Source organism: Planomicrobium stackebrandtii, assembly GCF_030814955.1.
Taxonomy (GTDB): Bacteria; Bacillota; Bacilli; order Bacillales_A; family Planococcaceae; genus Planococcus; species Planococcus stackebrandtii.
Genome location: NZ_JAUSWB010000002.1, coordinates 255,445 through 281,350 on the forward strand (window position 1 = coordinate 255,445; position 25,906 = coordinate 281,350).

A 25,906-nucleotide genomic window follows, 5' to 3' on the forward strand; every position below is an offset into this window, starting at 1 on the left:
CCGAAGAGCTAGGCGCTGGAGTCTAGACAATAAAGAAAAGTGTAAGCTGCCGTCTAGCCCCGACAAGCGCTGGAAGCCTTTCCAGTATTGGCGTTCTTCAGCCATTGCTGGAAAGGCTGAAGCGACTCGAGGGGCTGGCAGCTGAAGTCTGGACAAGAAGAAAAGCGGAAGCGCCCATGTAGCTCTGACGGGCATAAGACGCTCTGGCGAAGCGGCGCTCTTTGCTGCACAGCAACGAAAATAAAAAGCAGGCCAACAAAAACATATCCATAGATTTGAATAAAAGCGGACCCGATAATCGGGTTCGTTTTTGTGTTAATATAGGATTATTGAAAAATGAAGGAGCCCCTTAAAATGAGCCAATTCTTTGAACGAAAAAAGCAGGAACTTGGAGTTCAATTAAATAAAATACAGCGGAAAGCGGTGGAGCGGACAGAAGGTCCTCTGCTGCTGCTGGCTTGCCCCGGATCTGGGAAAACAACCACTATGATCATGCGCATCGGTTACCTGATTGAAGAGAAAGGTGTGCCGCCTCAGCGCATTAAAGCTATTACCTTCAGCAAAGCATCCGCCAATGACATGCTTGAACGCTATAAGCGTTTTTTTCCTTCACTTCAGCCAATTGATTTTTCGACCATCCACAGTTTAGCTTTTCAAATCACCCGTGACTATTTTTCCGGATCGCGCTACGTCATGATCGAAGGCAGCGAGACAAACGGCCTTCATAAAAAGAAGTTGCTTCGGGAAATGTACCAAACTGAAAATGATGAACCCATCACCGATGACCAACTGGAAGAACTGACTTCATTTATCAGCTTTGTCAAAAATAAAATGCTGCCACGAAAACAATGGGCCAAGCTGAATGAGCCATTTCCGGGTGCGATTGAAATTTTGAAAACGTATGAAGCCTTCAAAGAAAACTATGACGTTAGGTTAGTGGATTTCGATGATATGCTGTCATTGGCCTATGAGGCACTTGAAAAGGACAAAAGCTTATTGGCAAAATACCAAGGACGATGGGATTATGTTATGACTGATGAAAGCCAGGATACATCGCTGATTCAGCATGCTATAGTGGAAAAGCTAGTGGCCCGCCATCAGAATCTTTGTGTGGTAGCCGATGACGACCAGTCGATTTATACGTGGAGAGCTGCTGAACCTACGTATTTGTTAAAGTTCAGAACGGTGTTTCCCGATGCCTACATCATGAAAATGGAGCGCAATTACCGTTCTTCCCAAAACATTGTCCATACCGCCAATCAATTCATCAAAACCAATAAAAAGCGCCATGACAAAAATATGTTTACGAAGCAGCCAGAAGGCGATCCAATCGTTTTAAAACGTTTAACCTCAGAAGACGCACAATTCAAATACGTTTTAAAAGAACTCAAGGAACTGACCGAATACGGAAATGTTGCCATTCTGTACCGAAACAATTCATCTTCAACGCTATTAATGAGTGAACTTGAACGATTGGGCATTCCTTTTTACATGAAGGATTCCGATAACCGCTTTTTCTCTCATTGGATTGTGGAAGATATGCTGAACTTTATGCGTTTCAGCTTAAAGCCGGAGCGTGTCGATATATACGCGAAAGTCGCTTCCAAAACCAATGCCTATTGGTCAGGCAGCCAGTTGAAAATGTTGAGCCGCATGAAGCCGACAGAAAAGCCCGCTTTTGATGAAATCAATTTGAACATCACGTTAAAAGACTATCAAATTAAAATACTGAACGAGCAGAAAAAATGGTTTCATGCATTAAATAGCATGAAACCGTTGAAAGTGATACGGACCATCCGCGGAGAAATGGGCTATGATCAAATGCTCTCAAGCCGTGCAGAAAAATTCGGCATGAAAATGACGTATTTGGCGCAGATTTTAACAACCTTGGAACAAATCGCGGAGCCTTTGGAATCCATGACCGCTTTTGCAAAGCGGTTAAAACAGCTGGAACAGGTAACTCAGCAGGCAAAAGTGGAAAAAACCGATGATATGTTGACTTTATCAACTTTCCACAGCTCCAAAGGACTGGAGTTTGATCGCGTTTATATGATCGACTTGGTGGAAGGGGTCATTCCAACTGAAGAAGATGCGGAGACGCCGGATACGTTGGAAGAAGCCCGTCGCCTGTTTTATGTTGGGATGACAAGGGCCAAAAATCATTTGGAGCTGATCAGCTACGACAGTGAGTCCCGCTTTATGGATGAAGTGCGAAACTTAATTGTTCCTGAAAAACGGCAAGCCAAACCGCAGCGCACTGCGGCCAAAACCCCCATTAAAGTAAAAGTACCGGATAATCCGAATGCCATCAATTCAGAGGATGCATTGCTTGAAGGGGTCCAGGTCCGGCACCGTGTTTTTGGGGCTGGAGAAATCGTTGAGCGTGACAAAGAACGGATTTCCATTCAATTTGCAAAAGAGCGGAAAGACTTGATGATCGATATTTGCTTGAGTTATAGACTGCTTGAGATTATTGAATAGCGCCTCCTTAAAAATGCAGAGGTGACATAAAGAAGAACGCGGGGAAATGGGAATGAAAATAAAAGATTGGGATCGAAGTTTGAAAGTTCGCCTGGTCGGCGAATTTTTTATGAATACAAGTTATTGGATGGTATTCCCGTTTTTAGCGATTTATTTTGCGGAAGAGTTTGGCAAAGGAACAGCAGGATTGCTGCTGGTAATTTCCCAAGTGTTTTCTGTGGCGTCAAACTTGGTTGGAGGTTATTGTGCAGACCGCTTTGGCCGCAGACGCATGCTGGTCGTGGCTTCTGTTGCCCAAGGCTTTTCATTTTTATTGTTTGCCTTTGCCAACTCTCCGTGGCTGCAGTCTCCCGAACTTGGGTTTGTCGCGTTTACGCTTGCTGGAATGTGCGGGTCTCTGTATTGGCCGGCGAGTCAGGCAATGATTGCGGATGTCGTTCCGGAAAAATACCGCAGCGATGTTTTTGCTATTTTTTATACCACCTTAAATATTGCCGTTGTAGTAGGGCCGCTTTTCGGCGCCGTACTGTTCTTTTCATACCGCTTTGAACTGCTGCTGGTTGTGACAGTGATTTCAATGCTGCTTGGCTTGGTTCTAAGGCTCTTGACAAAGGAAACCTTGTCTCAGGTGATGGTCGACAAATGGCAGTCACAGGAGGCTGCAGGCTGGATGGGAGCAGTGTCCAAACAATTTAAAGAATATGGCTTGATTTTTAAAGATCGCTTGTTCCTGCTGTTTATTATTGGCGGGATTTTGGGTGCACAAACCTTTATGCAATTGGATTTGCTAATTCCAATCTACTTGAAGGAAACAATTGATACCCAGACCATAGCCACTCTTTTTGACCGGGAGTGGACAGTTACAGGAGAAACGTCTTTTGGTATCCTGTTAGCGGAGAATGGCTTGTTTGTCGCATTGCTGACGGTTATCATTACTCGCTGGATGACTAAGTTCCCTGAAAAATGGGTGTTCTTCGCCTCTGCTGCTTTTTATGCGGTGGCCATGTGGCTATTTCCACTGACTTCGTGGTTTTGGATATTCGTTGTCGCCATGGCGATATTCACTTTTGGAGAGCTGATGGTTGTCGGTCTTCAGCAGAACTTCATTTCCAAACTGGCACCAGAAGACATGCGCGGCCAATATTTTGCGGCTGCCAGTTTGCGGTATACAATCGGGCGAATGATTGCCCCGATTTCCATTCCGATGACAGCGTGGTTTGGCTTTTCATGGACATTCGGCCTGTTAGGAATGCTCGCACTGGCAAGCGGCTTTGTCTACCTGATCATGTTTCATCTATATGAAAAAAGGCCATCCAATTAAGGATGGCCTTTTATTTATTAATTGTTTTGGTCTTTGGCTAATTTCACCAGCATGTGTGCCAGCATATGTTGCTGTTCTTTATCGCCAACCTGCCATAAACGCTGCAATAAATATTCCTCACTGTTTTTCGGATCCTCTTTTTTCGCTAAGTAGCCAGCCACTTTTTCAGCCAACTGAGCTATGCGTTCCTCGCTTAAGCCCATTTTTTCGCCAATTTCCACTTTGTCTCCTAAGTAATTAATGAAAACCGAAAAATCTGCTAAAATCTGCTCTTTTTTCTTGTCATCTGTATTCTTCAGCTTATCTTCAACTTGTTTGTTGATGTTTTCCATCCTGTAACACGCTCCTTCAAATTTTTTAACGTACTCTTTATTTACCACAGATTGATAATTTTAAACGCAGTTCGGATAATCATTCAGAAGATTCGTTTAAATAAAACTTATGGGGGTAATCAGATAACAAGGACGGAATACAAGGAGGATGATTGAATGACCTTATACGACGAAATCCAGGAATTGAAAAGTTTTGAATGCCCAGACCGCTGCGTGTTAAGTGTTTATTTGAATACAAATCCAACTGATTTAAATGCCCAAAACGGGGCATGGAAAATCCACCTGAAGAACGGTCTAAAGCGGCTGGACGAATACTTGAAAGCATCTGATGATGAGAAAGAAATAAAAGCGTATAAAACTTTGAGAAAAAAGGTTGAAAAAGAAATTTTGGATAATCAAAATGACCTCCAAAAGGGCGTCATTATTTTTGCGTCTCCGCATGAGGATTTGTGGTCTGTACATTATGTTCAGGTTCCGGTTAAAACAAGTTTTCATTGGGAAACGAAACCAGTATTAGATGAATTAAGATATATGTACAAAGCATACCCTTATACAGGAATTGTTTTGCCGAGCTTTAAAGGCATACGTGTCATTGACACTTCCATGGGAATCATCAATGAAGAAATCTTTTATGAATTTGATTCAGGGCTTGAGGTTTGGACCGAACAAACAGGGGTCCATTCTGCAGGCCGCAGTGCCGGAGGAAATTCGTTTGCTGGCGGTGCTCATTTAGGCGGCAACAGCGGCAGCCACGCTGATGATCTGGATCATCGTTTAAAAGAGAATTTGGAGCGTTTTTACAAAGACATGAGCAGCAAAGTTGAGAAGTTGAAAAGGGATCGTCATTGGGATGAAATTCATGTAGTCGGTGAAACTGAACATGCCAAGTCCTTTGCTAAAGTCTTGCAGAAAAAACCTGCAAGCTGCGTCTACAAAAACTTGATCAACAATTCACCTGGCCAAATCCTTCACGAAGTATTTGAAGTATAAACAAACACCTCAGCATTTTTGCTGAGGTGTTTTAGTTAGGTTTTGGACAAAATGTACAGGTAGCAAAATGGGGCATCTCCTTGTACATGCAACAAGTTTTTCTAAGTGGTTTTGAAACAGCCTGTTCCAGGGAAGCTGTGCCAAGCAGATCGGCAAGATACGAAGTTTTGATTGGTTTCCAATTGTTAGACTCAAGAAGCCACTCCAGGTCTTTTGCAGTCTTTCGCGGATTTTGGGTTTCTAAACCCGCATAAAACCAAAGAACAGAACCGAGGACGTTCTCCCAGCAGGTAATGGGGGATATTTTTATGTGTTTTTTGAATTCATTCAGCAGTTCGTTTACTTGCCGGTTGAGGATTTCATGAAAAGCCTGGAATCGTTCATTCGGCATGACTTTTTTAAAGGTGGTTGAATCTGCATGCGTTTCTAAAAGAGGCAGCCCGTAATTATGGACCCGATCAAATTGCAGTTCCCGCCAGTGCAAAGAAAAATAGCCGCCGTGTTGATGGAGCAGATGGAACTGGGCAGTCACAAATAACGCATATTGACGGAAAAAATAGGATACTGCTACGCCGGCATTGTCGCTTCCGCACCAATCCTTCAGTTCTTCAATCATGGTGGGAATGTGTTGGCTGAGCGGCTGCTGCGGAATGCGGTCTACTGCCACAGATTGGCTGCTCAGAAAGTATCTGGCTTGTTGTGGTAAAGTCACGATGGTTCACCTCTTTGTACCTTATGCTACGGCAAACTGAATCCGTTTGCAAAGTGATTAGAGAAACTTATGGGTAAGCTTAAAAACAATCGTATATTCTTTTGACCGAAAAATCGATAAACTAAAAAGAAAGGAGTGAGAATATGAGTTTTTCTGTTTTGCATATTGATCACGTACAAGTTGCGGCACCTGCTGGAAAAGAAGCGGCGGCGATAAAATTTTATGCGGATATTTTAGGCATGCAGGAAATTGAAAAACCGGAATCGTTAAAAGGAAGAGGGGGCGCCTGGTTTGCATTTGGCGGGCAACAATTACACGTAGGGGTGGAGGAGCCATTTTCACCGGCGAAAAAAGCACATCCGGCATTTCGTGTTGCCGGGTATGATGAACTGAAAGATCACCTGAGCAAATACGGAGTTGAATGGCAGGAAGATAGCAGCATACCGGGCATCGAACGCTTTTTTGTTTTCGATCCGTTCGGCAACCGGCTGGAATTCCTGAAATAACCGTGTTGAATTGAGTCAACATAAAAACGCCTTGCATCTCAGCAGGGCGTTTATTTTCGTAAAGGACAATAAGAGCATTTATCCGTTTCGGGCAACTCTTTATAAAGGCAGCAGGTTACGCGTTTGTATTCTGCTTTTGACTGCGCCAAGCTGTGGACGCCTAAAAACTGCTTGAAATGCGATTTGCGCATTTCGGGCTGCCAAAAGGAATCGCTCAGCAAATCCCGAACATCCTGTTCAGCCTGCACCGAACTTTCCATGCCATACATCCAGATTACGTAGCCCCAAATGTTTTCCCAGAGGTTCAGTCTGGAGATGGGACCAATCTTTCGGAACGTTTCTACGACAGGCAGGGCATAGTCTTTCAAAACCATTTCCAGATCGCCTTCCTGGCGAGGTCTTAGCCATTTTCCGTCCATCTCAAAAGCAATTCCATATTCAGCCTCCGTCAAGTAGACCTCGCTCATTGGGCCAGCCCACATTTGCCCATTCGCCAATAAGTAAAGCTGTGCCGAAATGAAAAAACCGAAGCGCCGCATGAAGATAGACGATGCTACGGTTTCAGTAGGCGCTCCCGATTCCTCGAGGACTTTCGCAATCAGTTCATCAGAACGGCTGCCCATGCTTTCCGATAAGGTCATAAAGCCATTGGGATTTGTTTGGAGCTGTACTTGAAAAAGATCCAGTTTGTCCACTATTGTGCGCTGCTTAATGCTTGTTGGATTTCAGGGACGATGCAGCGCCCTCTGCCAAACGGTACGCAGTGAGGTGTACCAAATAAAGGATCTTTGGAAACTTGGCATTCCATTCCAAAAACAGAGCGGACCAAATCGCAATTGATGACATTTTCAGGAGTTCCCTGTCCGAATACCGCTCCATCTTTGATGGCGATAATATTATGTGCATAACGGGAAGCCAGATTCAAGTCATGAAGAACCATGATGATCGTGCGTCCTTGTGTTTCATTCAGCTCAAACAGCAAATCCAAAATTTCAATTTGGTGTGTCATGTCCAAATAAGTAGTCGGTTCATCCAGCAGAATAATTTCGGTATCCTGAGCGAGTGTCATGGCAATCCAGGCTCGTTGGCGCTGTCCGCCCGATAATTCATCGACAGGCTTATCGCGGAATTGATCGACACGCGTTGCTTTCATGGCAGCTTCTACTTTTTCCGTATCTTCTTCAGTCCAGCGTTTCAGCCAGGATTGATGTGGATAGCGGCCCTGCTTGACAAGGTCATGCACCGTCAAACCTTCAGGCGAAACGGGTGATTGTGGCAGGATGCCCATTTTCTTTGCCACTTCGCGTGAAGACATATTATGGACTTCTTTGCCTTCCAATAAAATAGAACCTTCTTGAGGTTTAAGAAGACGCGCAATCGAGCGGAGAAGTGTCGATTTGCCGCAGCCGTTGCTGCCGACAAATACTGAAATTTCACCGCGCGGAATCGATAGATTTAAATTTTCGAAAAGTAAATTGTCGGTATATCCAATGGACAAGTCGTTGGTTTTGACGGCTATTGTCATTGCTTAATTCCTCCATATCTTTCACCAAAATCTAATTGATAGGATTTTCATTACCGTAACTATAGCATAAATTCTTATTAAATGAGAACAATTTTCATTACGAATTTTATAAAAAGCTTTACAAATGTGACAGATAGCACTAAAATAAGACTTATTGAGAATCATTATCAAACACTTGGAGGATACCAATTATGAAGCAACGGTTATTACTATTAATTGCAGCAATGCTCATGCTTGTTCTTGCGGCATGCTCATCAGCTGAAGAAGAACCAGCAGCGCCGGCAGAAGAAGCTGAGCCGGTAACGATTCAAGGCACCAATGGTGAGGTCACATTAGATGCTCCAGCCCAGAAAGTTGTCGTTTTGGAATGGACTTATGCGGAAGACTTGCTGGCAGTGGGTGTACAACCAGCTGGAATGGCCGACATTGCAGAGTATGGGGACTATGTGAACATCGAGCCTCAATTGGACGAAACGGTAGTTGACGTCGGCGGCCGCCAAGAACCTAACCTTGAAGCTATTGCTGCTTTAGAGCCGGACTTGATTATCGGTGTAAGCTTCCGTCACGATGCGATGATTGATCAATTGGAGACGATTGCTCCTACGGTAATTTTCAATCCCTATCCGGAAGATGAAAGCATTGATCTGTATCAGGAAATGGAAACAACCTTCCTGGAGATTGCAAAAGCTGTAGGAAAAACAACCGAAGGCGAACAAGTTTTAACGGATCTGGAAGCGCAATATGAAGAAAAGGCAGCTGAACTTGAAGCGGCTGATCTTCAAACAAAAGACGTCATTTTAACCCTTGCCTATTCAGGGGCACAGGCTCCTGAAATTCGTGTCTTTACACCAAACTCGATGGCCTCCATCATTTTGGATCGCCTGGGCTTGAATAATGTCCACGAACCGGACCAGTTTGAAATTTTTGGATCCAGTACCTTTAATGTAGAAGGGTTGGTAGAGTACGAAGACGCCAATTACCTTTACACGGTGCCGGATGCAGATAACATTTATGAAAATCAGCTTAGCGGCAATCCGGTCTGGGAAAATTTAGCTTTTGTCCAAGAGGGCCGTACGTACGATTTAGGTGCTGATACTTGGCTATATGGAGGACCGTTGTCTGCTGAAACCTTGATGAACCAAATCACCGATGTACTGGTGACAGACTAATGCTCCGCAAATTGCTGAATAAGTCCACTGTCTCTCTGACAGCGGGCTTTTTCCTGCTTATTGTGCTGTCTATTGTTCACTTGACGCAGGGGCAGGCAGACTACACAGTGCCCCAGTTGCTGACAGGTGTTTGGACGGAAGGCCGCATCCAGGATATCGTATTTTCATTTCGCTTGCCGCGTCTAACAATCGGCATATTGGCAGGAGGGGCTCTCGCTGTTTCAGGTGCTGTACTCCAAACATTGACGAATAATCCATTGGCTTCGCCGGGAACTTTGGGGCTTAATGCGGGTGCCTTTTTCTTCGTGGTTGTTTCCACCATCTTTTTTCCGGGATTATTTGGTGCTTTTCCTTTTATTACGGCTCTTTTAGGTGCTGTACTTTCTTCTTTATTGGTCGTTGGCCTTGCCGGGAAACAAATGGAACCCGTGCGTGTGGCTTTGACAGGGATGATCATTTCTCTGCTGTTCGCTTCCATTACCGGAGCACTCCAGTTATTATTTGAAAACCAGACAAATGGGCTTTTCCTTTGGGGATCCGGAACTTTGGTTCAACTGAATTGGGAAGGCGTAATATTTGCTGCACCGGTCATTCTCTTGATGTTCCTTTGTGCACTGCTGTTGGCAAAACCAATGGACATTTTATCGCTTGGAGAAGACATTGCTTCTTCACTTGGACAAAATGTCCGCCTGGTTAAGCTCGCTTCTTGGGGAGTGGCCATCGTCTTGGCAGCTGCTACAGTCAGTGTTGTCGGACCCATCGGATTTATTGGGCTGATGGCCCCGCACATTGTCCGCATGATGGGCATCCGGGGACATCTGCAAATTATTATCCACTCTTTTATTTGGGGAAGTGTCTTTTTGGTCGGTGCTGATGTGCTTGGCCGATTGATTCAGCCGGGACAGGAAGTGCCGGTCGGTGCCATGACGGCATTGGTCGGCGGTCCTTGGCTGTTGTATCTGGCATGGCGCACGGCCAAATCAATGAAGCGCGGAGAACGGCAAATGGGCGGTACAACAAAACCTGTTCGCTTAAAGCTGATTGTCCCAATACTGGTGGCGATTATCGCTGGTATTACGGTGATGGCATTAAGCTTTAACGGCTCTGCCTGGACGTTTGCCTGGACAGAACCGGTAGTTTGGAATTTCCGGGTGCCGCGAGTTTTAACTTCATTTATTGTCGGTGTAATGCTGGCGATTACGGGCGTCATTCTTCAAGGAGTTTTAAGAAATCCGCTTGCAGATGCCAGTGTGCTCGGTGTCACTTCAATGGCGGGAGCAGGAGCGATGCTATTGCTGGTTATTTTCCCGGCTATTCCACCCGAATTCCTGCCGCTTGGTGCAACTGTAGGGGCAGCTTTGGCACTTGGCATTATTCTTGTGACGGCTTGGAAAAATAATTTCCAGCCGATGCTGGTTGCGTTGATGGGCATCGCCATCTCGGCTTTCGGTTCGGCTGCGACACAGGTGTTCATTGTCAAAGCGAAGCTGGCAGTCGCGAGTGCATTAGTTTGGTTATCAGGCAGCACTTACGGCAAAGGCTGGGAAGATGTCCAATTTGCGCTGCTCTTATTGGCGATATTCATTTGGCCGGCCATTTATCTCACGCGCAGCTTGGATACGCTGACCTTCGGAGACGATGTAGCTGCCGGTCTGGGGTTGAACATCCGTTCTACACGCGTTTGGGCGCTGATCGTTGGTGTCGCCATTTCAACGGTGGCGGTATCGATTGTCGGCACGATTGGATTTGTCGGTCTGGTTGCTCCGCATATTGCACGTCGCCTGGTCGGTTTCCGTCATTTGCCGCTGCTCCTGGCATCCGGCTTGATCGGTGGACTGCTGCTGGTAACCGCCGATTTTGTCGGACGGATATTGATTGCACCGAAAGATATTCCGAGCGGATTGGTTGTCGCATTGATTGGGACACCTTACCTGCTTTACCTGCTGCGCAAAATGAAATGAACAAAAGAGAAAAATGACAAAGGGACCTGCCATGTTGGCAGGTCCCTTTTGATTGGGGTGAAAATGACCACACGTAAAAAGCTGCCCAGTGAACGGGCAGCTTCGTGAGAAATTATGCGTTTTGAAGAGCTATGGCTGGACCGAAGAATTCAAAGTGAATCTGTTCTTCTCTCATGCCAAGTGCCCGCAGTTCCTGAACCATGGCTTCCATGAAAGGTACAGGGCCACAGACATAAACATCGCCAGTGATGTCGACGTATTCTTCCAGAATCACACGTGTGATGTAGCCTTCAGGCTGATCGGAATAAAGTGTCTTGTAGCTTGCATTGTCCATAGCAGCAATGTATTTCTGAATATCTTTGTCAAAAGCGTGCATAGATTCATTGCGCGCGGCGTGAAGGAATGCAGTTGGACGTTCTGGAGTCAAGGTTGCTACCGTTTCAAACATGCTCATCATTGGTGTGATGCCGACTCCGCCGCTGACGAATGCAACGGGAGTAGTCTTTTCCGTATCCAGAACGAACTCTCCTGCCGGTGCGCTTACTTCAAAGCGATCGCCTACATTCATTTCATCATGAAGGTAAACCGAAACGCGGCCGTTCGGGTCATTGTCTGCATCGCGTTTAACCGAAATGCGGAATTCATCCTGTTGCGCAGCTTGAGAAAGGCTGTACTGGCGATTGAATAAGTACTCTTCGCCTGGAATTGACATGCGCACGGAAATATATTGGCCCGCTTGGTAAGCAGGTACATTTTTGCCGTCTGCCGGTTTTAAATAGAAGGAAGTGATACTTTCACTTTCCTTTTCTTTACGGACAATTATAAAGTCCTTAAAGAAGCTCCAGCCATTTTCCTGAGATTCCATTTTTGCGTACATGTCTTTTTCAAGACCAATAAAGGCATCGGCAATGACGCCATAAGTTTCTGCCCAAGCATTGATGATGTCGTCAGTTGCTGCATCGCCCAATACTTCCTTGATCGCTTTTAACAAGTATTCTCCAACAATTGGATAATGTTCTGGCTTGATTCCCAAGCTTACGTGTTTGTTGGCAATTTGGACAATTGCCGGAAGGATTGCTTCCAGATTTTCGATATGGACAGCTGCCGCGTAAACTGTATTTGCCAATGCAGCTTGCTGACGCCCTTTTTTCTGGTTAGCTTGGTTGAAAATATTATAAAGTTCAGGATGCGCTTCAAACATATTTTTGTAGAATACAGTCGTAATTTTTGTTCCGTGCACTTCTAATACTGGTACCGTAGATTTAATAATTGTTATGGTTTCTTGAGATAACATAGTCAATCTCTCCTTTTGTTTTCTATATCTTGACTATACGCTCTCAATCTCTTTAAAGATACATTTTAAATATATCTTTAAATTATGGACACAACTCTCTTCACAGAAAAGTCACAACAAAGAAAAGCGGAAGCGTCCGTGTAGGTCCGACGGGCATAAGACGGGCTGGCGAAGCGGTGTTTCTTATGCCGCACAGCCAGAGTGGCTTATGCTCCTAGGATCTGGCCGCTGGAGTCTGGACAATAAGAAAAGCGGAAGCGTCCGTGTAGGTCCGACGGGCATAAGACGCTAAAATAGAATTTTTTATTTCTATAAATTGGTTATACTTTCTGTTTGGGGAGAAATACATTCTATGTTGACTCCAATAATTTCCAATACAACAGAAATACTTTCCAAAGAAATTTGAATGCCTGCCAAACCTAAAAAGACCCGATTTAAGCATGAGGCACAAGACAGGTTCAATTACTTTCGGACTTCTCGAAAAGCCGTTATAATGAACAGGCAGAAGAGGTGAAGAAAATGAGATTGACCATGTATACAGACTTCTCATTACGAGTTTTGATTTATTTAGGGACCAAAGAATCAGGAAAACTGACGACTATACAAGAAATTTCTGACGCCTACAACATATCGAAGAACCATTTAACGAAAGTTACATTCGAACTGGGGAAAGCCGGATTTATCCATACGGTAAGAGGAAGAGGCGGCGGCATCCGCTTGGCCGATCTTCCTCAAAATATTAATGTCGGGACGGTAGTAAGGCAAATGGAAGACGACTTCCACTTGGTTGAATGCTTTGATCCTGAGCGCAACAGCTGTCCGATTTCTCCGATTTGCGGATTGCGCGGCGTGCTCGGAAAAGCGCTTCATGCTTATTTGACTGTTTTGGATGAATACACGCTTGAAGACCTGTTGTTTAACAGGGAAGGGCTTCGTGAAATTCTGCAGACATAAAAAAACGGCTCAAAAATTTGAGCCGTTTTTGCATTTACAGTTCCAGTGCTTGCGGTTCTTGCCCTTTTTTGTTCATCAAGCGGACGCGGTCAGGATTAATCGCCAAAATGATGAGGTTTGGATCATCGGGTCCTTCAAACCAGCCTTCTAAATGCTCGTTCCACACTTTATCGATCAACTCGCGGTCATCATTCAACGACATGGTTCCTTCAATTTCCAGGAAGGTATCGCCGACCCCTTCACCGTCATAGCCTAAGAGAATATGGGCATTCGGATTGGCCTCCAGTTCGTCAACTTTTTGCGTATTTTTGCTGGTGGCCGTGTAGAGGGTGAAATCATCATTGAAAAAAGTCATATAGCGCGAGTGGGGTTTGTTTCCTTTAATTGTTGCCAGTGTCCCCACATAACTTTCCTCTAAGATCTTTAAAGCTGCTTTTTTTACATCTTCCTGGTTCATCCATACCACTCCTTTTATCTTTGTACTTATCTATTCCTTTTTAATCCCGAACTAAACATTAAAGGCCTGCTGAGGCAGCAGGCCTTTTAAATGCGTTCGACTCTTTTAGGTGTCCGGTTAAATGCGCTTGGCAGCACCATCCCGATAAGAATAATGAAGATACCGCAAATTTGAAGGAATGTTAAAGCTTCGTTCAGGATAATCACCGATGCCAGAACAGCTACCGGCAATTCCATGGCGCTTAATATGGATGCAAGTCCGGAGCCGACATGCGGCACGGCGACTGAGAAAAAGTAAATGGGCATGATGATGCCGAAAACGCCAAGCATCACACCAAAAATCCAAAGGCCTTCATTGAACAATTGCCCGTTCCAGACAATCTCTGGCGTTTGGAAAAGACCGACTACGATTGCTGCAAACAGCGATACGTAAAACAAGCGGGCTGAAGTATCCATGCCTTCAATTTGTTTGCCATTAACGAACATGAACGCTGAAAAACAAAATGCAGCGCCAATTCCCCAAGCCCATCCTTGCCATGGAATTCCGCTCAAGTCCGTTCCGATGATGCCAGCTGCAAAAAGTGTTCCAGCAAATAACAGGATTAAGGAAAATACTTCAGTGCGCTTTAGCCATCTGCGATTGACGATACAATCGAGGAACATGCCAATCCATGTAAATTGGAAAAGGAGTACTACTGCCAAGGAGGCTGGAAGATAGTTAAGTGAATGGGCATAAACCATTCCCGTAACAGCTGTGGAGGTACCGGACAGCACTAATATCTTCCATCCTTTAATCCGGGGCATTTTGCGTTGTGTAACAAAAAATAAAAGAGCCGCTAATGCGAACCCTATAAAGTATTGGGCGGTTACTGCTTCCGCAGCAGTAAATCCATTTTTCATGGCCACTTTGATAATGGTCGAGAGAACTCCATAAGAGCTCGCTGCTATGACGACCATGAGCGGATAAATCCAATTTTTCATTTTCTTTCACTCCTGTTCAAACGAGAATCATAGCATAAAAAAACCGCGGAGCATAGCCTCCGCGGTCTTTTTTGAAAGCATTCACTTTTACGAAAATTCACACTGATTACTCTGGGAATTTCTCTTCGCTTGAAGAATTGCTCTTCGTTGCCCGTTTGTTTCCTTCTTCTTTTTTCTCCTGTTTTAAATCTTCCATTGGAATAGAATCGACGGTCATTTCCTCTTCATGCATTTCGGAAAGACTCTTTTTATCTGTTTTAAACTGTTCTGGATTGTCCATAGAAGCGCCGTCTCTTGTTTTACGGTCTTCCTCACTAAATGGTTTTTTATCTGACATGTAAAGCACCTCTTTCGTTTTGTGTTATTCTTTGTATTCCTTTAATAAAATATTTAAAACATGAAGCCCCTACCATTTTTATAGTGTTTAAGAAGTAAATAATATACGCCTCTAACGAATAAATGTCGGCACTAACTTCCAATTTTCAGGAACTGCAAAAACCAACCTCTAAACAGAAAGAAATATAACGAATATGATAAAATAGAGCCAGTTAGCGAGAGGAGCTGCAAGATGACTACGGAATCAGCAATAACAGTAGGCGGATTGAACTTTGAATGGGATTTGGCAGAAGGCCGTTTTTTGTTTGAAGGGCAGGAATCTGTTCTTTTTTGGACAGCATCCGCAATGAAAATGTTTTTTGATTCTTTGGAAGAGATTTCTGGAAAAGATGCGGCGAATGTTGTACTGGAATCAACAGGATTTCGTCAGGGACTGGTAGTAGGTGAGTATTTCCATGGTATAAAAGACGTCACTATTGAAGATGCTGCTCAATTGATCACCAACACTTACGCCTCTGCCGGATGGGGATTAGCGGAAATAAAAGAACTCAATGAAGAAACACATACATTGGAAGTGCATTTAAAAAACAGCTGGGAGCATCTGATTAATGTGGCGCAGAAGAAAGAACAGGGAGGCAGCTTTTTGCCGGCACATTATGCCGGGATTTTTTCTTCTTTGTTCAAGCAAAACATGTGGTATAAGGTTGTGCATCATCAATTGGATGGATTTCCAGAAAGTGTGATTCAATATTTTCCATCAGAAGAGACGATTGAAAAAAATATCCATCACTTATCACGTTTAAAAGAAGCGGAAAAAATAAATGAGCTCGAACGGTTAGTTGAGGAAAAAACCAGTGAATTGAATGCACTGATCAAAGAGATTTCATCTCCGCTCATTCCAGTTCTGGAAGATATCGTGGTTGTGCCTTTGCTTGGAACATATGATGAAGCCCGTTCGGAAGAGTTGTTGGTGAAAACCCTGCAGAACATGCCAAAACACAAAGCAAAGTATTTGATTTTGGATCTGACCGGTTTGAACAACAATTTTACTCAGCACGCGGCCATGCTTATTGAAAAGTTGGGATCGACGGCATCCTTGATCGGGACACAAACGATATTAGTGGGCATCTCAGCGAAAATGAGCATGACCATTACAGAGTCGGGCATCAATTTATCAAAATTTCAATGCTTCCAAACCTTGCAGCACGGCATTCATTACGCGCTGGCGCAAAACGGGCGAAGCATCATCTAAAGAAAAAAGCGTATTGGACCCAGTCCAATACGCTTTTAAAATATTAGTTTACTTGGCTGATTTTACGATTTCGATAATGACCTGGGTCGCTTTTTCCATGTTTTCAGCTGAGATGAACTCGTATTTTCCGTGGTAATTTTCTCCACCCGTGAAAATATTCGGTGTTGGAAGTCCCATGTAAGACAATTGGGAACCGTCCGTACCGCCGCGGACAGGAACAATATTCGGTTCAATGTCTAATGCAATCATGGCTTTTTCTGCATTATCAACGATTTCCATAACAGGTTCGATTTTCTCGCGCATATTGTAGTATTGATCTTCGATTTCCAAACGGACAGCCTCTTTGCCGTACTGCTGCTGCAGCTTTTCAGCAACTGCCTGCATATTCTGCTTTTTGGCTTCGAACTTTCCTTTATCGAAATCACGGATAATATACGTCAATTCCGCAGTTTCCACATTGCCGGTGAAATTATTCAAATGGATAAAGCCTTCATATCCTTCGGTCAATTCAGGTACTTCGTTCATTGGCATTTCCTGCTGAAATTGGATGGCCACTGTTTGGGCATTGACCATTTTGTCTTTTGCTGATCCGGGATGAACGCTTTTCCCTTGGACAATCAGTTTGCCGCTGGCTGCATTAAAGCTCTCATACTGCAATTCACCAAGAGGGCCGCCGTCCATTGTATAGGCATAATTTGCACCAAAGCGCTCTACATCAAATTTATGGGGGCCGCGGCCGATTTCTTCATCCGGCGTAAACGCAACACGGATCTTTCCATGCTCAATTTCCGGATGGGCATTTAAATATTCCATTGCAGTCATGATTTCAGCGATACCTGCTTTATTGTCAGCGCCAAGAAGCGTGGTGCCATCTGTTGTAATCAATGTATGGCCTATGTAATTTTGGAGGGCAGGAAAATCTGACACAGCCATCACAACGCTGTCGTTTAATGGGATATCCTGTCCGTCATAATTATTAATGCGCTTGGGATTAACATTTTTTCCGGTAAAGTCCGTGGCGGTATCTACATGTGCCAAGAAACCGATCACTGGAATGTCCTGGTCGGTATTGGCCGGTAGCGTACCGAAAAGATAACCCGATCCATCCATGCCAACATCGATCAAGCCAATAGAGTTCATTTCCTGTTCGAGTTCACGGAGCAAATCCCACTGGGTATCCGTAGAAGGTGTGGTGGCACTGTTAAAGTCAGACTGGGTATCAATTTTTGCATAACGGACAAGCCGCTCAATTAAGTTTTCCAACATGTAAAAATCCCCCTTGAGTAAGTTATATATAAATTGAATTGTTTAATCCACTGTTTGGAGATAGAGCTGAAAAACAGCAAGTTCAACCTATATAAGAATATTTTAGCATGAAGTGGGAAAATGATGAAAATTCTGGACTAAAAAAACGATGCCCCTGTGAGGAGCATCGTTTTTTTAATTTTGTAGTTTCGCTTTCACAGCATCGGCATGTGCAGCTTTGACTTGTTCCAAAAGAACAGTCTCCGTGAGCAGTCGATAGCCGGTATAGGCCAATGCCTTGGCGCCTTTGATGAGGGCATCGTTGCCGTGGGACGATTTAGCAGCTTCACGGAACTCAGCGGTATGGGCAATCAAGCTTTCAGGTCCGATTTTAATGTAGCCATGTGCAGTAGGGACTTCATAGCTGATATTGCCAGCATCTGTAGAGCCAAGTCCAGAGATGCGGGAGTCGGCTACAGTTTCACCTTGTGCTTCCAGCTCGCGGCGGACAATCGCATCTAAGGCTGGGGTAAGGACTAAGTCACGCACTTCGTTCTGGAAACGCTCGATTTTCACTGTAGCACCCGTTGCTAAAGCAGCGCCTTCGGCAATGGCCCGGATTTTGCGCGCAGTATCGGATGTTTTCTTCCAGGAATCGCCGCGGATATAAAAACGGGCTGCCGCATATTCTGGAATGATGTTCGGCGCATCGCCCCCGTGCGTAATGATTCCGTGGACGCGTGCATCGGCCGGCAGTTGCTGGCGCAATGCATTGATGCTGTTAAACAGCTGCAAAACGGCATCGAGTGCATTGATGCCTTGTTCAGGAGATCCTGCCGCATGGGCCGGCTTGCCGTAAAAGTGGAATTCCAATGGATCGACAGCGAGGGAAGGGCCGGTGACAGCCGAATTGCCGGAAGGATGCAGCATCAATGCGGCATCAATGCCCCCGAGCAGACCGTGTTTAACGAAACTGCCTTTGGCACTGCCATTCGGCCCGCCTTCTTCCGCAGGTGTTCCGAGGACCACAACGCGTCCGCCGGTAGTTTCCAGTGTTTCTGACAAGGCGATAGCGGCTGCGATACTGGTCGTTCCAATTATGTTGTGGCCACAGGCATGGCCAATTCCAGGTAGTGCATCATATTCAGCGAGATAAGCAATCGTTGGTCCAGGAAGAGTACTTTTCTTGCTGGCGAAAAAAGCGGTATCATGGCCGGCAACTGCTTTGTCAACGGTAAATCCGGCATCCTCCAGCAAACTGATCAATAGGGAACTGGCATAAAACTCTTCATTGCCAATTTCCGGCTTGGCGTGGATTGCCTGGCTTGTTTCAATGTATGTCTTGCTTCGGGAATCGACTGACTGGGAAAGGGTCTGGGCTGCTTCCTTGGTAAGGGTCATTGGAATTCCTCCTATAAAGGTTGAGTTGGCCGGATGATTGATGCCGTTTATCGATGTTGCAAGAAAAGCAGTTTTGGTTCAGTGAATAGACAATATTTACTCGTAATCAACCAATTCCTCAACTGTTACAACTGTTGGAATCTGAGCACCTTTTGTATGCTCAATGATAAAGTCGGCTGTGTCTTCTTGCTGATAAATCTCAACGATCTTCTGGTAAGCTTCATTGTCTGCTTCGTCAGCACTTGCAGCAATTAGGTTGATATACGGTTTAGCTGTATCGCTTTCACGGGCAATCGGATCCTCTGTCGGGTTCAAGCCAGCATCCACTGCGACGCCATTGTTGATGACAGAACCGGCAACATCAGGCATAGCGCGTGGCGTATGGCCAGATACCATCGGCATAATTTCAATATTTTTCGGGTTGTCGATGATGTCTTCGGCAGTTCCGGTAAGTCCGGCATCTTCAGACAGCGTGATCAGTCCAGCTTCATCAAGCAGCAGGAGTGCGCGGCCCATGTTGGTTGCTTCATTCGGCATTGCGATTTGTGAACCTTCGGGAATTTCATCGATGGATTCGTATTTATCGGAATACAAGCCCATTGGCGCAATTACAGTAGAGCCAATCGGTACGATATCGATATTGTGTTCTGCTACAAATTCGTCAAAATAAGAAATTGTTTGGAACGCATTCAAGTCAAGTTCACCTTCGGCAAGCGCTAAGTTGGGTGCTACATAATCAGAAAAGGTTTGGATTTCCAAATCGATTCCTTCGGCTTCGGCTTTATCGGCAATGTAATCCCAAATGGTCGTATCAGATCCGCTGATGCCAAGAGTGACGGTCGTGTTGCCTTCAGAACTGCTGTCGTCTCCGCAAGCCCCCAAGGTTAATGCTGTTAGTGAAAGTAAGGCAGTAGCTGTAATTTTTTTCATGATTAATTCCTCCAGTTTCTCTATGTTGTTATTATTAGTTCTAAACTTTTATATTCGTCAGAGCTACACGCACGCTTGCGCTTTTCCTTGTCTAGACTCCAGCTGCGAGCCCTTCGAGTCGCTTCAACCTTTTCCAGCAATGGCTGAAAAACGCCATTACCGGCAAGGCTTCCAGCGCTTGTCGAAGCTAAACGGCAGCTTCCGCTTTTCTTTATTGTCTAGACTCCAGCTGCCAGATTCTCGGATCATAAGCCACTCTGGCTGTGCGGCTGAAAACATGCCGCTTCGCCAGATCGTCTTATGCCTGTCGAATCTAAACGGCAGCCTCCGCTTTTCTTATCAACTGCGTCGTACAGTTCTTGATAATACATTTCCAAGAGATTGAACACCCTGCACCAGCACTACGAGGATCGCTACGGTAATGAACATGACAAGTGTGTCGAATCGCTGATAGCCGTATGTGATGGCCAAGTCTCCAAGACCGCCTCCTCCGATGGCACCTGCCATGGCGGATGCACCAATGAGTCCGACTACAGCTATGGTCAATGCGAGAACCAGGGAGCTTAAAGCTTCTGGAATCAAAAAGCGGAAAATAATTTGCATCGGTGTGGCACCCATTGCTTGGGCTGCTTCGATAACCCCTTTGTCGACTTCCAATAAGGAGTTTTCGATTAATCGTGCAATATAAGGTCCAGCATAGAAAACTAATGGCACAATGGCGGCTGCCGTTCCAATGGACGTGCCGACAATCAGGCGCGTCAATGGAATAATGGCGACCATCAGGATAATAAATGGGACGGAACGGAAAATATTGATGACAACGTTGAGCACCTTTGAAATCGGTTCGTTTTCCAATAAATGGCCTTTGCGTGTGACCACTAGCAAGATGCCGAGCGGGAAGCCGATCAATAAGGAAAAGCCGAATGCGGCACCCGTCATATAAACGGTTTCCCAAAGAGCTTCTAAGATTTGTTCGTAGTTAACTGACATAATTATTGACCTCCTCTATGTGAATATCACTTTCCCGAATAGAGGATAATGCCCGTCCGATTTCACTCGGCTCTCCGGAAAATTCGACAATCAGGTTGCCATATGGAATGCCTTGCAGCTCCGTAACATTGCCGAACAGAACATTCAAATCGACCTTAAAGTCACGCGACACGCGGGACATGAACGGTTTGCCGACGGAATTGCCGGTAAACTGGAGACGGTAGATGGCATTGCTGCTTTTGGCATTTTGAATTTGCAGGAGCAGAGATTCAGGCAATTCATCATTCATAACAGAGCGGACAAAGCGCTTTGTGGTAGGCTGCTGCGGATTGGAGAAGATATCAAAGACGCTGCCTTGCTCGATGACTTTTCCTGCTTCTAGAACAGCCACTTTATCGCAGATTTCCCGGATCACACCCATCTCATGTGTAATGAGCAAGATGGTGATGTTGTATTCCTTGTTGATTTTGCGCAGCAGATCTAAAATCGATTTAGTCGTTTGAGGGTCAAGAGCCGATGTTGCTTCATCGCACAATAGGACGGAAGGGTTTGTGGCCAGCGCACGGGCAATGCCGATTCGCTGTTTCTGTCCACCGGATAGCTGATCCGGATATTTTTGTGCCTGGTCCCCAAGTCCGACAAAGTCGAGCAGGTCTTTGACTTGTTTTTCGATATCCGCTTTTGGCGTTTTCGCCAGCAAGAGCGGCATCGCTACATTGTGGTACACCGTTTTAGAATTCAACAGATTGAAATGCTGGAAAATCATGCCGATGTCTTTTCGGATGGTGCGAATTTCTTTACTGGATAAGGTGGAAATGTCCTTTCCCTGAATCAATACACGTCCTGTAGTAGGGCGCTCAAGCAGGTTCACGGTGCGGATCAACGAACTTTTTCCGGCTCCGCTAAAGCCGATGACCCCGTATATTTCGCCGGTTTCGACGGTGAGGTCAATGCCGTTCAAGGCATGGATTTCCTGTTTGCCAGATTGGTAGGTTTTGGCGACGCCTTCGAATTGAATCATGGTGATAATGCCTCCTTTTGCTGTAGTGGATCTTATCAAATCGACGGTGTCTCAAATTCTCCTTGAGATAATAGACAAAAAAGAGCCTTCCTTTTTCTTATCCATAAGAAAAAAGAAGGCTCCAGTTGAAACCATCTAATTCTCATCTTCCAAATGCACAAAGGCATTTGCAGGAGTTGGCACAGTTTTTGCGGTTAAACAAATCTGCTGCCGAAACGTCTTAGGGCCTGTCCCTCGGTTTCTCTTGATAAGAAAGTGATGTATGCTATTCGATTCGTGAGTCTTACTTTATGGTGAAATAACAAAAAAGTCAAGGGGGAAATTGAGATTTATTTCACAAACTTTAAAATATGAATAAAACCTTTGTGAAATCTACTCAATTTGATGTGGTAGATTTCTTGCCTAAGACTGAAGACACTTTATTTTCAGTTCCATCTTTTATTCGGATAATATTTTCGCTATGCTTCCATACAGCCATAGCAAACAGGGCAGATGCTGTCAGCAAGGGCCAGGCTCCGGAAGCGGGGCCGACAGCGATTACAAAATAGATGGCATAGAGGACAAGTACGCCTATTACCAAGTAGTCTGTTGCCAGCGAAACGCCGATCAACAGCAGCAGGCCAAGCAACCCAAGCTTCCAGTCAAGCGCAAGCATAACGCCTATGACCGAAGCGGTGCCCTTGCCGCCATTAAAATTCATGTAGAAGGGGAAATTATGGCCGAAAACCACACCGGCGCCTGCCACAAACAATAATGCCCAGGTCATTTCAGATGAAAAACTTCCTGTTTCCAATAACAGACGGAGACCTGCAACCGCAGCAAAGCCTTTAAAAATATCAATAAATGCAACTAGCAATCCGTATTTCCAGCCCAGAACGATGGCAGCGTTGGAAGCACCAGAATTTTTCACGCCTTCTTTTTTAACGTTGATTCCTGATAAAGCCTGCGCAGCAAGAGATCCATGAAAACAACCAATGATATAGCCCGCGATAAACAACACCAAAACCCACATAAGCATGCTAATTCCTCCTCTGTAATTGATAACGTTTGAAAGAAAGGAAGGTTTCAAAATTTTTTGACTAATGGACTTGACAAAAAGCGCGGAAGTTTTTATACTTCTCAACAAGATGAAAAACCAAATCAAATACTCTTATCAAGAGTGGCGGAGGGATAGGCCCTGTGATGCCCGGCAACCAACAGACGTTTTTGTCTGGAAAGGTGCTAATTCCTACAGAACTGATCGACAGGTTCTGACAGATAAGAGGAGGAAACTCCGTAATTTACGGCCCTCTTCTTACCGAAGAGGGCTTTTTGCTGTTCTCTTCGGCATTATTGTATCCATAAAAAATAGGGGGAATGGAAAATGACAAACTTAAAACCAGAAACTTTATTACTGCATGGCGGACAACAGCCGGATCCTGCAACAGGATCAAGAGGGGTGCCAATCTATAAAACCACTTCTTACGTCTTTAAGGACACGCAGCACGCACAGGATCTTTTTGGCCTTAAGGATACCGGCAATATTTACTCACGCATCATGAATCCGACAGTCGATGTTTTCGAACAGCGGGTAGCATTATTAGAAGGCGGTACAGCGGCAGTTGCTCTGTCTTCCGGAATGGCCGCCATTGCCTTTTCCATTATGAATATTGCTGAAGCCGGGGACGAAATCGTGGCGGACAGCAACCTGTATGGCGGAACGTACAATTTATTTGCAAACACCTTGCCGCGTTATGGCATTAAGACCAAATTTGTTGATGCGACAAATCCTGAAAATTTCAAAGCGGCAATTACAGAGAAGACGAAAGTTTTATTCGGTGAAATAATTGGCAATCCAAGCTTGAATGTCTTTGATGTAGAAAAAATAGCAGCAATTGCACATGAAAATGGCATTCCGTTGTTAATCGACAACACATTTGCTTCTCCGTATGGCAGCAATCCCATTAAATTCGGTGCCGATGTTGTCATTCACTCTGCCACAAAATGGATTGGCGGTCACGGCACGACCATTGGCGGAATAGCAGTGGACGCCGGAACCTTCAATTGGGACAATCCACGATTCCCGAATTACACGCAGCCGGACGAAACATATCACGGATTGCGTTATGGCATTGATGTTCCGGAAGCGGCCTTCGCAACAAAACTTCGCGTTCAGCTGCTGCGGGATTTTGGTCCGTCCCTGAGTCCTGAAAGTGCACATGCTTTGTTGCAAGGATTGGAAACTTTGCATCTCCGCATTCCAAAACACAGCAGCAATGCCCAACTTGTCGCAAATTATTTGAAGCAGCATCCACAAATCGAGTGGGTTAATTTCCTTGGTTTTGAAGATCATCCTTCTCATCAACTGGCAAAGAAATACTTGGAAAACAATGGTTACGGTTCGATTGTCAATTTCGGAATTAAAGGCGGACGTGAGGCAGGACGTAAAGTCATCGACAGCGTCAACCTTTGGTCTCATGTAGCCAATGTAGGAGATGCCAAATCGCTGATCATTCATCCGGCTTCCACCACACATCAGCAATTAAACGATGAAGAATTAAAATCATCCGGCGTAACGGAAGAGTTGATCCGCTTGTCTGTCGGATTAGAGAACGCAGAAGATTTGATCGCTGATTTGGAACAGGCGATACAGGCGGCAGTATTGGAAAATGCATAAGGAGGGATTGTCATGAACACAGTAGCCATCGGCGCGTTAACCCTGGATTCAGCTAAGGTGTTAAACGATGTAGAACTTGCATACGAACGTCATGGAGACGAAAAAGCTCCGGTTGTCTTAGTATGCCATGCATTGACAGGCGATCAATATGCTGTTGGCACAAAGGACAATCCAGGATGGTGGGCAGGATTAATCGGACCAGGCAAGCCGGTGGATACAGATGTTTTTCAGGTGATTACTTTCAATGTTTTGGGAGGATGCCATGGATCGACTGGCCCGCTTTCGATAAATCCGGAGACTGGAACCCCTTATCGCGGTGAATTTCCAACTCTAACCATACGTGATATGGTACGTGCAGAACATCATGCCTTGAAAAAGCTTGGAATTCACCACCTTGCAGGCGTGATTGGGGGCTCGTTAGGTGGTATGAAAACTTTGGAATGGGGAAAGTTGTATCCGGGGTTTGTTGATGCGATTCTTCCATTAGCAGTTACACCCCACTACAGTGATTATGGTGTGGCTTTTAATCATATCGGTATTTTGGCGATTGAAAATGACGGAGCATTTAATGGTGGAAATTACGAGGATTCCGCTCTTTTAAAAGGATTCGAAGTTGCCCGCATGGCAGGCATGGTCACTTATCGCAGCGGGAACATGTTTAATCAGCGATTTGGCCGTACCAATGATGGCGATGAATTTAACGTACAGTCATACTTGAACTACCAGGGGAAGAAACTTGCGGATCGGTTTGATGCCAACAGCTATGTGCTGCTGCTGAAAGCCATGAACACCCATGATATACAGGATGCTGTTCTGGATATCCCGGTGTTTTCCCTATCTTTTACTCATGACTTGCTTTATCCGAGTGAACTGATGGTTCCATGGCTTGAAAAGCAGAGAGCGGCAAGCTGGCAAATCGTTGAAACAGATTTTGGCCACGATGGATTTTTAGTGGAATTCGAAAAATGGGGCGGTTTTATCGAGAGGAAGTTAAAAAGTTTACTAGTACCGGAACTCACAAGATAGGTGAAATTGATTACAAAAAAAGCATTCGATCCGGGAATATTTCCCCCGATCGGATGCTTTTTTCTGCGGTCAGTCTTCATCCTTGATATCCACATCGTCTGGAATCGGCGTAGCGCGCCACTCCTCCAACGCTTGTTTAGCTTCTTCCAACTGCTGGAAATGCGTGCCGAACTGAGAGGTGTTGATCATGTATTGTTCTCCATCATGGACTGCACGGATACGGCCTTCTAATACGTAGCGATTGACTTGTTCTTCAGACATGGACAAAAAAGCGGCAGTTTCCTTGACTGTCATATACATAGGATCCCCTCCTCTTTTCTTTTATTATAATAGAAGAAGACAGCTATCTCAATCCAACAGTACCATG

At 45.0% G+C, this 25,906-nt stretch carries 25 protein-coding genes and 2 riboswitches; of the genes, 10 read left to right on the forward strand and 15 right to left on the reverse strand.

Translation table 11 applies throughout. The features are described from left to right. Positions 1–354 precede the first annotated feature (354 nt). Both QOZ98_RS04850 and QOZ98_RS04855 read left to right on the forward strand, forming a co-directional pair. Positions 355–2,481: an ATP-dependent helicase gene (locus tag QOZ98_RS04850; RefSeq protein WP_308786371.1), complete on the forward strand. Its 2,127-nt coding sequence runs from the start codon at positions 355–357 to the stop codon at positions 2,479–2,481. A 52-nt stretch (positions 2,482–2,533) separates the two neighbouring features. Next, a complete protein-coding gene (locus QOZ98_RS04855; protein ID WP_308786372.1) occupies positions 2,534–3,802 on the forward strand; it encodes an MDR family MFS transporter in 1,269 nt (422 codons plus the stop codon). Between the two features lie 17 nt (positions 3,803–3,819). On the opposite strand, the gene QOZ98_RS04860 is transcribed toward QOZ98_RS04855, so the two are convergent. Continuing rightward, positions 3,820–4,134, reverse strand: a complete 315-nt coding sequence (locus QOZ98_RS04860) for a DUF3243 domain-containing protein (RefSeq protein ID WP_308786373.1) — start codon at positions 4,132–4,134, stop codon at positions 3,820–3,822. 156 nt (positions 4,135–4,290) lie between these two features. On the opposite strand from QOZ98_RS04860, the gene QOZ98_RS04865 reads away from it, so the two are divergent. After that, entirely contained in the window at positions 4,291–5,124 is an 834-nt protein-coding gene (locus QOZ98_RS04865; RefSeq protein WP_308786374.1) for a VLRF1 family aeRF1-type release factor, read from the forward strand. Between the two features lie 31 nt (positions 5,125–5,155). On the opposite strand, the gene QOZ98_RS04870 is transcribed toward QOZ98_RS04865, so the two are convergent. Further along, the gene (locus tag QOZ98_RS04870) at positions 5,156–5,836 is read right to left on the reverse strand and encodes a hypothetical protein (RefSeq protein WP_308786375.1); all 681 of its coding nucleotides are present in this window, start codon (positions 5,834–5,836) and stop codon (positions 5,156–5,158) included. 143 nt (positions 5,837–5,979) lie between these two features. On the opposite strand from QOZ98_RS04870, the gene QOZ98_RS04875 reads away from it, so the two are divergent. After that, entirely contained in the window at positions 5,980–6,342 is a 363-nt protein-coding gene (locus QOZ98_RS04875) for a VOC family protein (RefSeq protein ID WP_308786376.1), read from the forward strand. Positions 6,343–6,392: 50 nt separating this feature from the next. Here QOZ98_RS04875 and QOZ98_RS04880 read toward each other — a convergent pair whose 3' ends face one another. Both QOZ98_RS04880 and QOZ98_RS04885 read right to left on the reverse strand, forming a co-directional pair. After that, on the reverse strand, positions 6,393–7,037 hold the full coding sequence (locus tag QOZ98_RS04880; protein WP_308786377.1) for a hypothetical protein: 645 nt from the start codon (positions 7,035–7,037) through the stop codon (positions 6,393–6,395). Beyond that, positions 7,037–7,867, reverse strand: a complete 831-nt coding sequence (locus QOZ98_RS04885; RefSeq protein WP_142826997.1) for an ABC transporter ATP-binding protein — start codon at positions 7,865–7,867, stop codon at positions 7,037–7,039. Before QOZ98_RS04885 ends, QOZ98_RS04880 begins: the two co-directional genes overlap by 1 nt. A 191-nt stretch (positions 7,868–8,058) precedes the next feature. On the opposite strand from QOZ98_RS04885, the gene QOZ98_RS04890 reads away from it, so the two are divergent. Together QOZ98_RS04890 and QOZ98_RS04895 are read left to right on the forward strand one after the other, a co-directional pair. After that, on the forward strand, positions 8,059–9,036 hold the full coding sequence (locus QOZ98_RS04890) for an ABC transporter substrate-binding protein (protein WP_308786378.1): 978 nt from the start codon (positions 8,059–8,061) through the stop codon (positions 9,034–9,036). Continuing rightward, positions 9,036–10,997 (forward strand): iron ABC transporter permease, encoded by a 1,962-nt coding sequence (locus tag QOZ98_RS04895; RefSeq protein ID WP_308786379.1) that lies wholly within the window; start codon positions 9,036–9,038, stop codon positions 10,995–10,997. Before QOZ98_RS04890 ends, QOZ98_RS04895 begins: the two co-directional genes overlap by 1 nt. A gap of 112 nt (positions 10,998–11,109) precedes the next feature. Here QOZ98_RS04895 and hmpA read toward each other — a convergent pair whose 3' ends face one another. Continuing rightward, positions 11,110–12,291, reverse strand: a complete 1,182-nt coding sequence (gene hmpA / locus QOZ98_RS04900) for an NO-inducible flavohemoprotein (RefSeq protein ID WP_308786380.1) — start codon at positions 12,289–12,291, stop codon at positions 11,110–11,112. A 519-nt stretch (positions 12,292–12,810) separates the two neighbouring features. On the opposite strand from hmpA, the gene QOZ98_RS04905 reads away from it, so the two are divergent. Continuing rightward, positions 12,811–13,245 (forward strand): RrF2 family transcriptional regulator, encoded by a 435-nt coding sequence (locus tag QOZ98_RS04905; protein ID WP_142827001.1) that lies wholly within the window; start codon positions 12,811–12,813, stop codon positions 13,243–13,245. A gap of 34 nt (positions 13,246–13,279) precedes the next feature. On the opposite strand, the gene QOZ98_RS04910 is transcribed toward QOZ98_RS04905, so the two are convergent. The 3 genes from QOZ98_RS04910 to QOZ98_RS04920 form a co-directional block, all read right to left on the reverse strand. Beyond that, positions 13,280–13,702 carry a pyridoxamine 5'-phosphate oxidase family protein gene (locus QOZ98_RS04910; protein WP_308786381.1) on the reverse strand — a complete coding sequence of 141 codons (423 nt, stop codon included), beginning with the start codon at positions 13,700–13,702 and terminating at the stop codon, positions 13,280–13,282. 86 nt (positions 13,703–13,788) lie between these two features. Beyond that, on the reverse strand, positions 13,789–14,682 hold the full coding sequence (locus QOZ98_RS04915) for an EamA family transporter (protein WP_308786382.1): 894 nt from the start codon (positions 14,680–14,682) through the stop codon (positions 13,789–13,791). Between the two features lie 106 nt (positions 14,683–14,788). After that, on the reverse strand, positions 14,789–15,019 hold the full coding sequence (locus tag QOZ98_RS04920) for a hypothetical protein (protein WP_142827004.1): 231 nt from the start codon (positions 15,017–15,019) through the stop codon (positions 14,789–14,791). Positions 15,020–15,250: 231 nt separating this feature from the next. Here QOZ98_RS04920 and QOZ98_RS04925 point away from each other — a divergent pair, with 231 nt between their 5' ends. Continuing rightward, entirely contained in the window at positions 15,251–16,270 is a 1,020-nt protein-coding gene (locus tag QOZ98_RS04925) for an STAS domain-containing protein (protein ID WP_308786383.1), read from the forward strand. Positions 16,271–16,318: 48 nt separating this feature from the next. On the opposite strand, the gene pepT is transcribed toward QOZ98_RS04925, so the two are convergent. From pepT to QOZ98_RS04955, 6 genes are all read right to left on the reverse strand, one after another. Beyond that, positions 16,319–17,536 (reverse strand): peptidase T, encoded by a 1,218-nt coding sequence (gene pepT, locus QOZ98_RS04930; RefSeq protein WP_308786384.1) that lies wholly within the window; start codon positions 17,534–17,536, stop codon positions 16,319–16,321. A gap of 174 nt (positions 17,537–17,710) precedes the next feature. Further along, the gene (locus QOZ98_RS04935; RefSeq protein WP_308786385.1) at positions 17,711–18,916 is read right to left on the reverse strand and encodes a M20 family metallopeptidase; all 1,206 of its coding nucleotides are present in this window, start codon (positions 18,914–18,916) and stop codon (positions 17,711–17,713) included. 96 nt (positions 18,917–19,012) lie between these two features. Further along, complete coding sequence (locus tag QOZ98_RS04940; RefSeq protein WP_308786386.1) at positions 19,013–19,846, reverse strand: MetQ/NlpA family ABC transporter substrate-binding protein; 834 nt, start codon at positions 19,844–19,846, stop codon at positions 19,013–19,015. Positions 19,847–20,185: 339 nt separating this feature from the next. Beyond that, complete coding sequence (locus QOZ98_RS04945) at positions 20,186–20,836, reverse strand: methionine ABC transporter permease (protein ID WP_308786387.1); 651 nt, start codon at positions 20,834–20,836, stop codon at positions 20,186–20,188. Continuing rightward, positions 20,826–21,857 (reverse strand): methionine ABC transporter ATP-binding protein, encoded by a 1,032-nt coding sequence (locus QOZ98_RS04950; protein ID WP_308786388.1) that lies wholly within the window; start codon positions 21,855–21,857, stop codon positions 20,826–20,828. The genes QOZ98_RS04945 and QOZ98_RS04950 overlap by 11 nt, the downstream gene beginning before the upstream one ends. A gap of 139 nt (positions 21,858–21,996) precedes the next feature. Further along, positions 21,997–22,111: riboswitch (SAM riboswitch) on the reverse strand. Positions 22,112–22,233: 122 nt separating this feature from the next. After that, on the reverse strand, positions 22,234–22,875 hold the full coding sequence (locus QOZ98_RS04955) for a glycerol-3-phosphate acyltransferase (protein ID WP_308786389.1): 642 nt from the start codon (positions 22,873–22,875) through the stop codon (positions 22,234–22,236). A 129-nt stretch (positions 22,876–23,004) separates the two neighbouring features. Next, a riboswitch (SAM riboswitch) is annotated at positions 23,005–23,121 on the forward strand. Positions 23,122–23,220: 99 nt separating this feature from the next. Here QOZ98_RS04955 and QOZ98_RS04960 point away from each other — a divergent pair. Then, a complete protein-coding gene (locus tag QOZ98_RS04960) occupies positions 23,221–24,513 on the forward strand; it encodes an O-acetylhomoserine aminocarboxypropyltransferase/cysteine synthase family protein (protein WP_308786390.1) in 1,293 nt (430 codons plus the stop codon). A gap of 12 nt (positions 24,514–24,525) precedes the next feature. Beyond that, positions 24,526–25,539 carry a homoserine O-acetyltransferase MetX gene (metX, locus tag QOZ98_RS04965; RefSeq protein WP_308786391.1) on the forward strand — a complete coding sequence of 338 codons (1,014 nt, stop codon included), beginning with the start codon at positions 24,526–24,528 and terminating at the stop codon, positions 25,537–25,539. Positions 25,540–25,608: 69 nt separating this feature from the next. Here metX and QOZ98_RS04970 read toward each other — a convergent pair whose 3' ends face one another. Then, positions 25,609–25,839 (reverse strand): helix-turn-helix domain-containing protein, encoded by a 231-nt coding sequence (locus QOZ98_RS04970; protein WP_308786392.1) that lies wholly within the window; start codon positions 25,837–25,839, stop codon positions 25,609–25,611. Positions 25,840–25,906: the final 67 nt, after the last annotated feature.

What these genes read in the sequence shown, in the direction of transcription:
- QOZ98_RS04850 (WP_308786371.1), top strand. Translation starts at nt 355, where the DNA reads ATGAGCCAATTCTTTGAACGAAAAAAGCAGGAACTTGGAGTTCAATTA.
- QOZ98_RS04855 (WP_308786372.1), top strand. Translation starts at nt 2,534, where the DNA reads ATGAAAATAAAAGATTGGGATCGAAGTTTGAAAGTTCGCCTGGTCGGC.
- QOZ98_RS04860 (WP_308786373.1), bottom strand. Translation starts at nt 4,134, where the DNA reads ATGGAAAACATCAACAAACAAGTTGAAGATAAGCTGAAGAATACAGAT.
- QOZ98_RS04865 (WP_308786374.1), top strand. Translation starts at nt 4,291, where the DNA reads ATGACCTTATACGACGAAATCCAGGAATTGAAAAGTTTTGAATGCCCA.
- QOZ98_RS04875 (WP_308786376.1), top strand. Translation starts at nt 5,980, where the DNA reads ATGAGTTTTTCTGTTTTGCATATTGATCACGTACAAGTTGCGGCACCT.
- QOZ98_RS04885 (WP_142826997.1), bottom strand. Translation starts at nt 7,867, where the DNA reads ATGACAATAGCCGTCAAAACCAACGACTTGTCCATTGGATATACCGAC.
- QOZ98_RS04890 (WP_308786378.1), top strand. Translation starts at nt 8,059, where the DNA reads ATGAAGCAACGGTTATTACTATTAATTGCAGCAATGCTCATGCTTGTT.
- QOZ98_RS04895 (WP_308786379.1), top strand. Translation starts at nt 9,036, where the DNA reads ATGCTCCGCAAATTGCTGAATAAGTCCACTGTCTCTCTGACAGCGGGC.
- hmpA (WP_308786380.1), bottom strand. Translation starts at nt 12,291, where the DNA reads ATGTTATCTCAAGAAACCATAACAATTATTAAATCTACGGTACCAGTA.
- QOZ98_RS04905 (WP_142827001.1), top strand. Translation starts at nt 12,811, where the DNA reads ATGAGATTGACCATGTATACAGACTTCTCATTACGAGTTTTGATTTAT.
- QOZ98_RS04910 (WP_308786381.1), bottom strand. Translation starts at nt 13,702, where the DNA reads ATGAACCAGGAAGATGTAAAAAAAGCAGCTTTAAAGATCTTAGAGGAA.
- QOZ98_RS04915 (WP_308786382.1), bottom strand. Translation starts at nt 14,682, where the DNA reads ATGAAAAATTGGATTTATCCGCTCATGGTCGTCATAGCAGCGAGCTCT.
- QOZ98_RS04920 (WP_142827004.1), bottom strand. Translation starts at nt 15,019, where the DNA reads ATGTCAGATAAAAAACCATTTAGTGAGGAAGACCGTAAAACAAGAGAC.
- QOZ98_RS04925 (WP_308786383.1), top strand. Translation starts at nt 15,251, where the DNA reads ATGACTACGGAATCAGCAATAACAGTAGGCGGATTGAACTTTGAATGG.
- pepT (WP_308786384.1), bottom strand. Translation starts at nt 17,536, where the DNA reads ATGTTGGAAAACTTAATTGAGCGGCTTGTCCGTTATGCAAAAATTGAT.
- QOZ98_RS04935 (WP_308786385.1), bottom strand. Translation starts at nt 18,916, where the DNA reads ATGACCCTTACCAAGGAAGCAGCCCAGACCCTTTCCCAGTCAGTCGAT.
- QOZ98_RS04940 (WP_308786386.1), bottom strand. Translation starts at nt 19,846, where the DNA reads ATGAAAAAAATTACAGCTACTGCCTTACTTTCACTAACAGCATTAACC.
- QOZ98_RS04945 (WP_308786387.1), bottom strand. Translation starts at nt 20,836, where the DNA reads ATGTCAGTTAACTACGAACAAATCTTAGAAGCTCTTTGGGAAACCGTT.
- QOZ98_RS04950 (WP_308786388.1), bottom strand. Translation starts at nt 21,857, where the DNA reads ATGATTCAATTCGAAGGCGTCGCCAAAACCTACCAATCTGGCAAACAG.
- QOZ98_RS04955 (WP_308786389.1), bottom strand. Translation starts at nt 22,875, where the DNA reads ATGCTTATGTGGGTTTTGGTGTTGTTTATCGCGGGCTATATCATTGGT.
- QOZ98_RS04960 (WP_308786390.1), top strand. Translation starts at nt 23,221, where the DNA reads ATGACAAACTTAAAACCAGAAACTTTATTACTGCATGGCGGACAACAG.
- metX (WP_308786391.1), top strand. Translation starts at nt 24,526, where the DNA reads ATGAACACAGTAGCCATCGGCGCGTTAACCCTGGATTCAGCTAAGGTG.
- QOZ98_RS04970 (WP_308786392.1), bottom strand. Translation starts at nt 25,839, where the DNA reads ATGTATATGACAGTCAAGGAAACTGCCGCTTTTTTGTCCATGTCTGAA.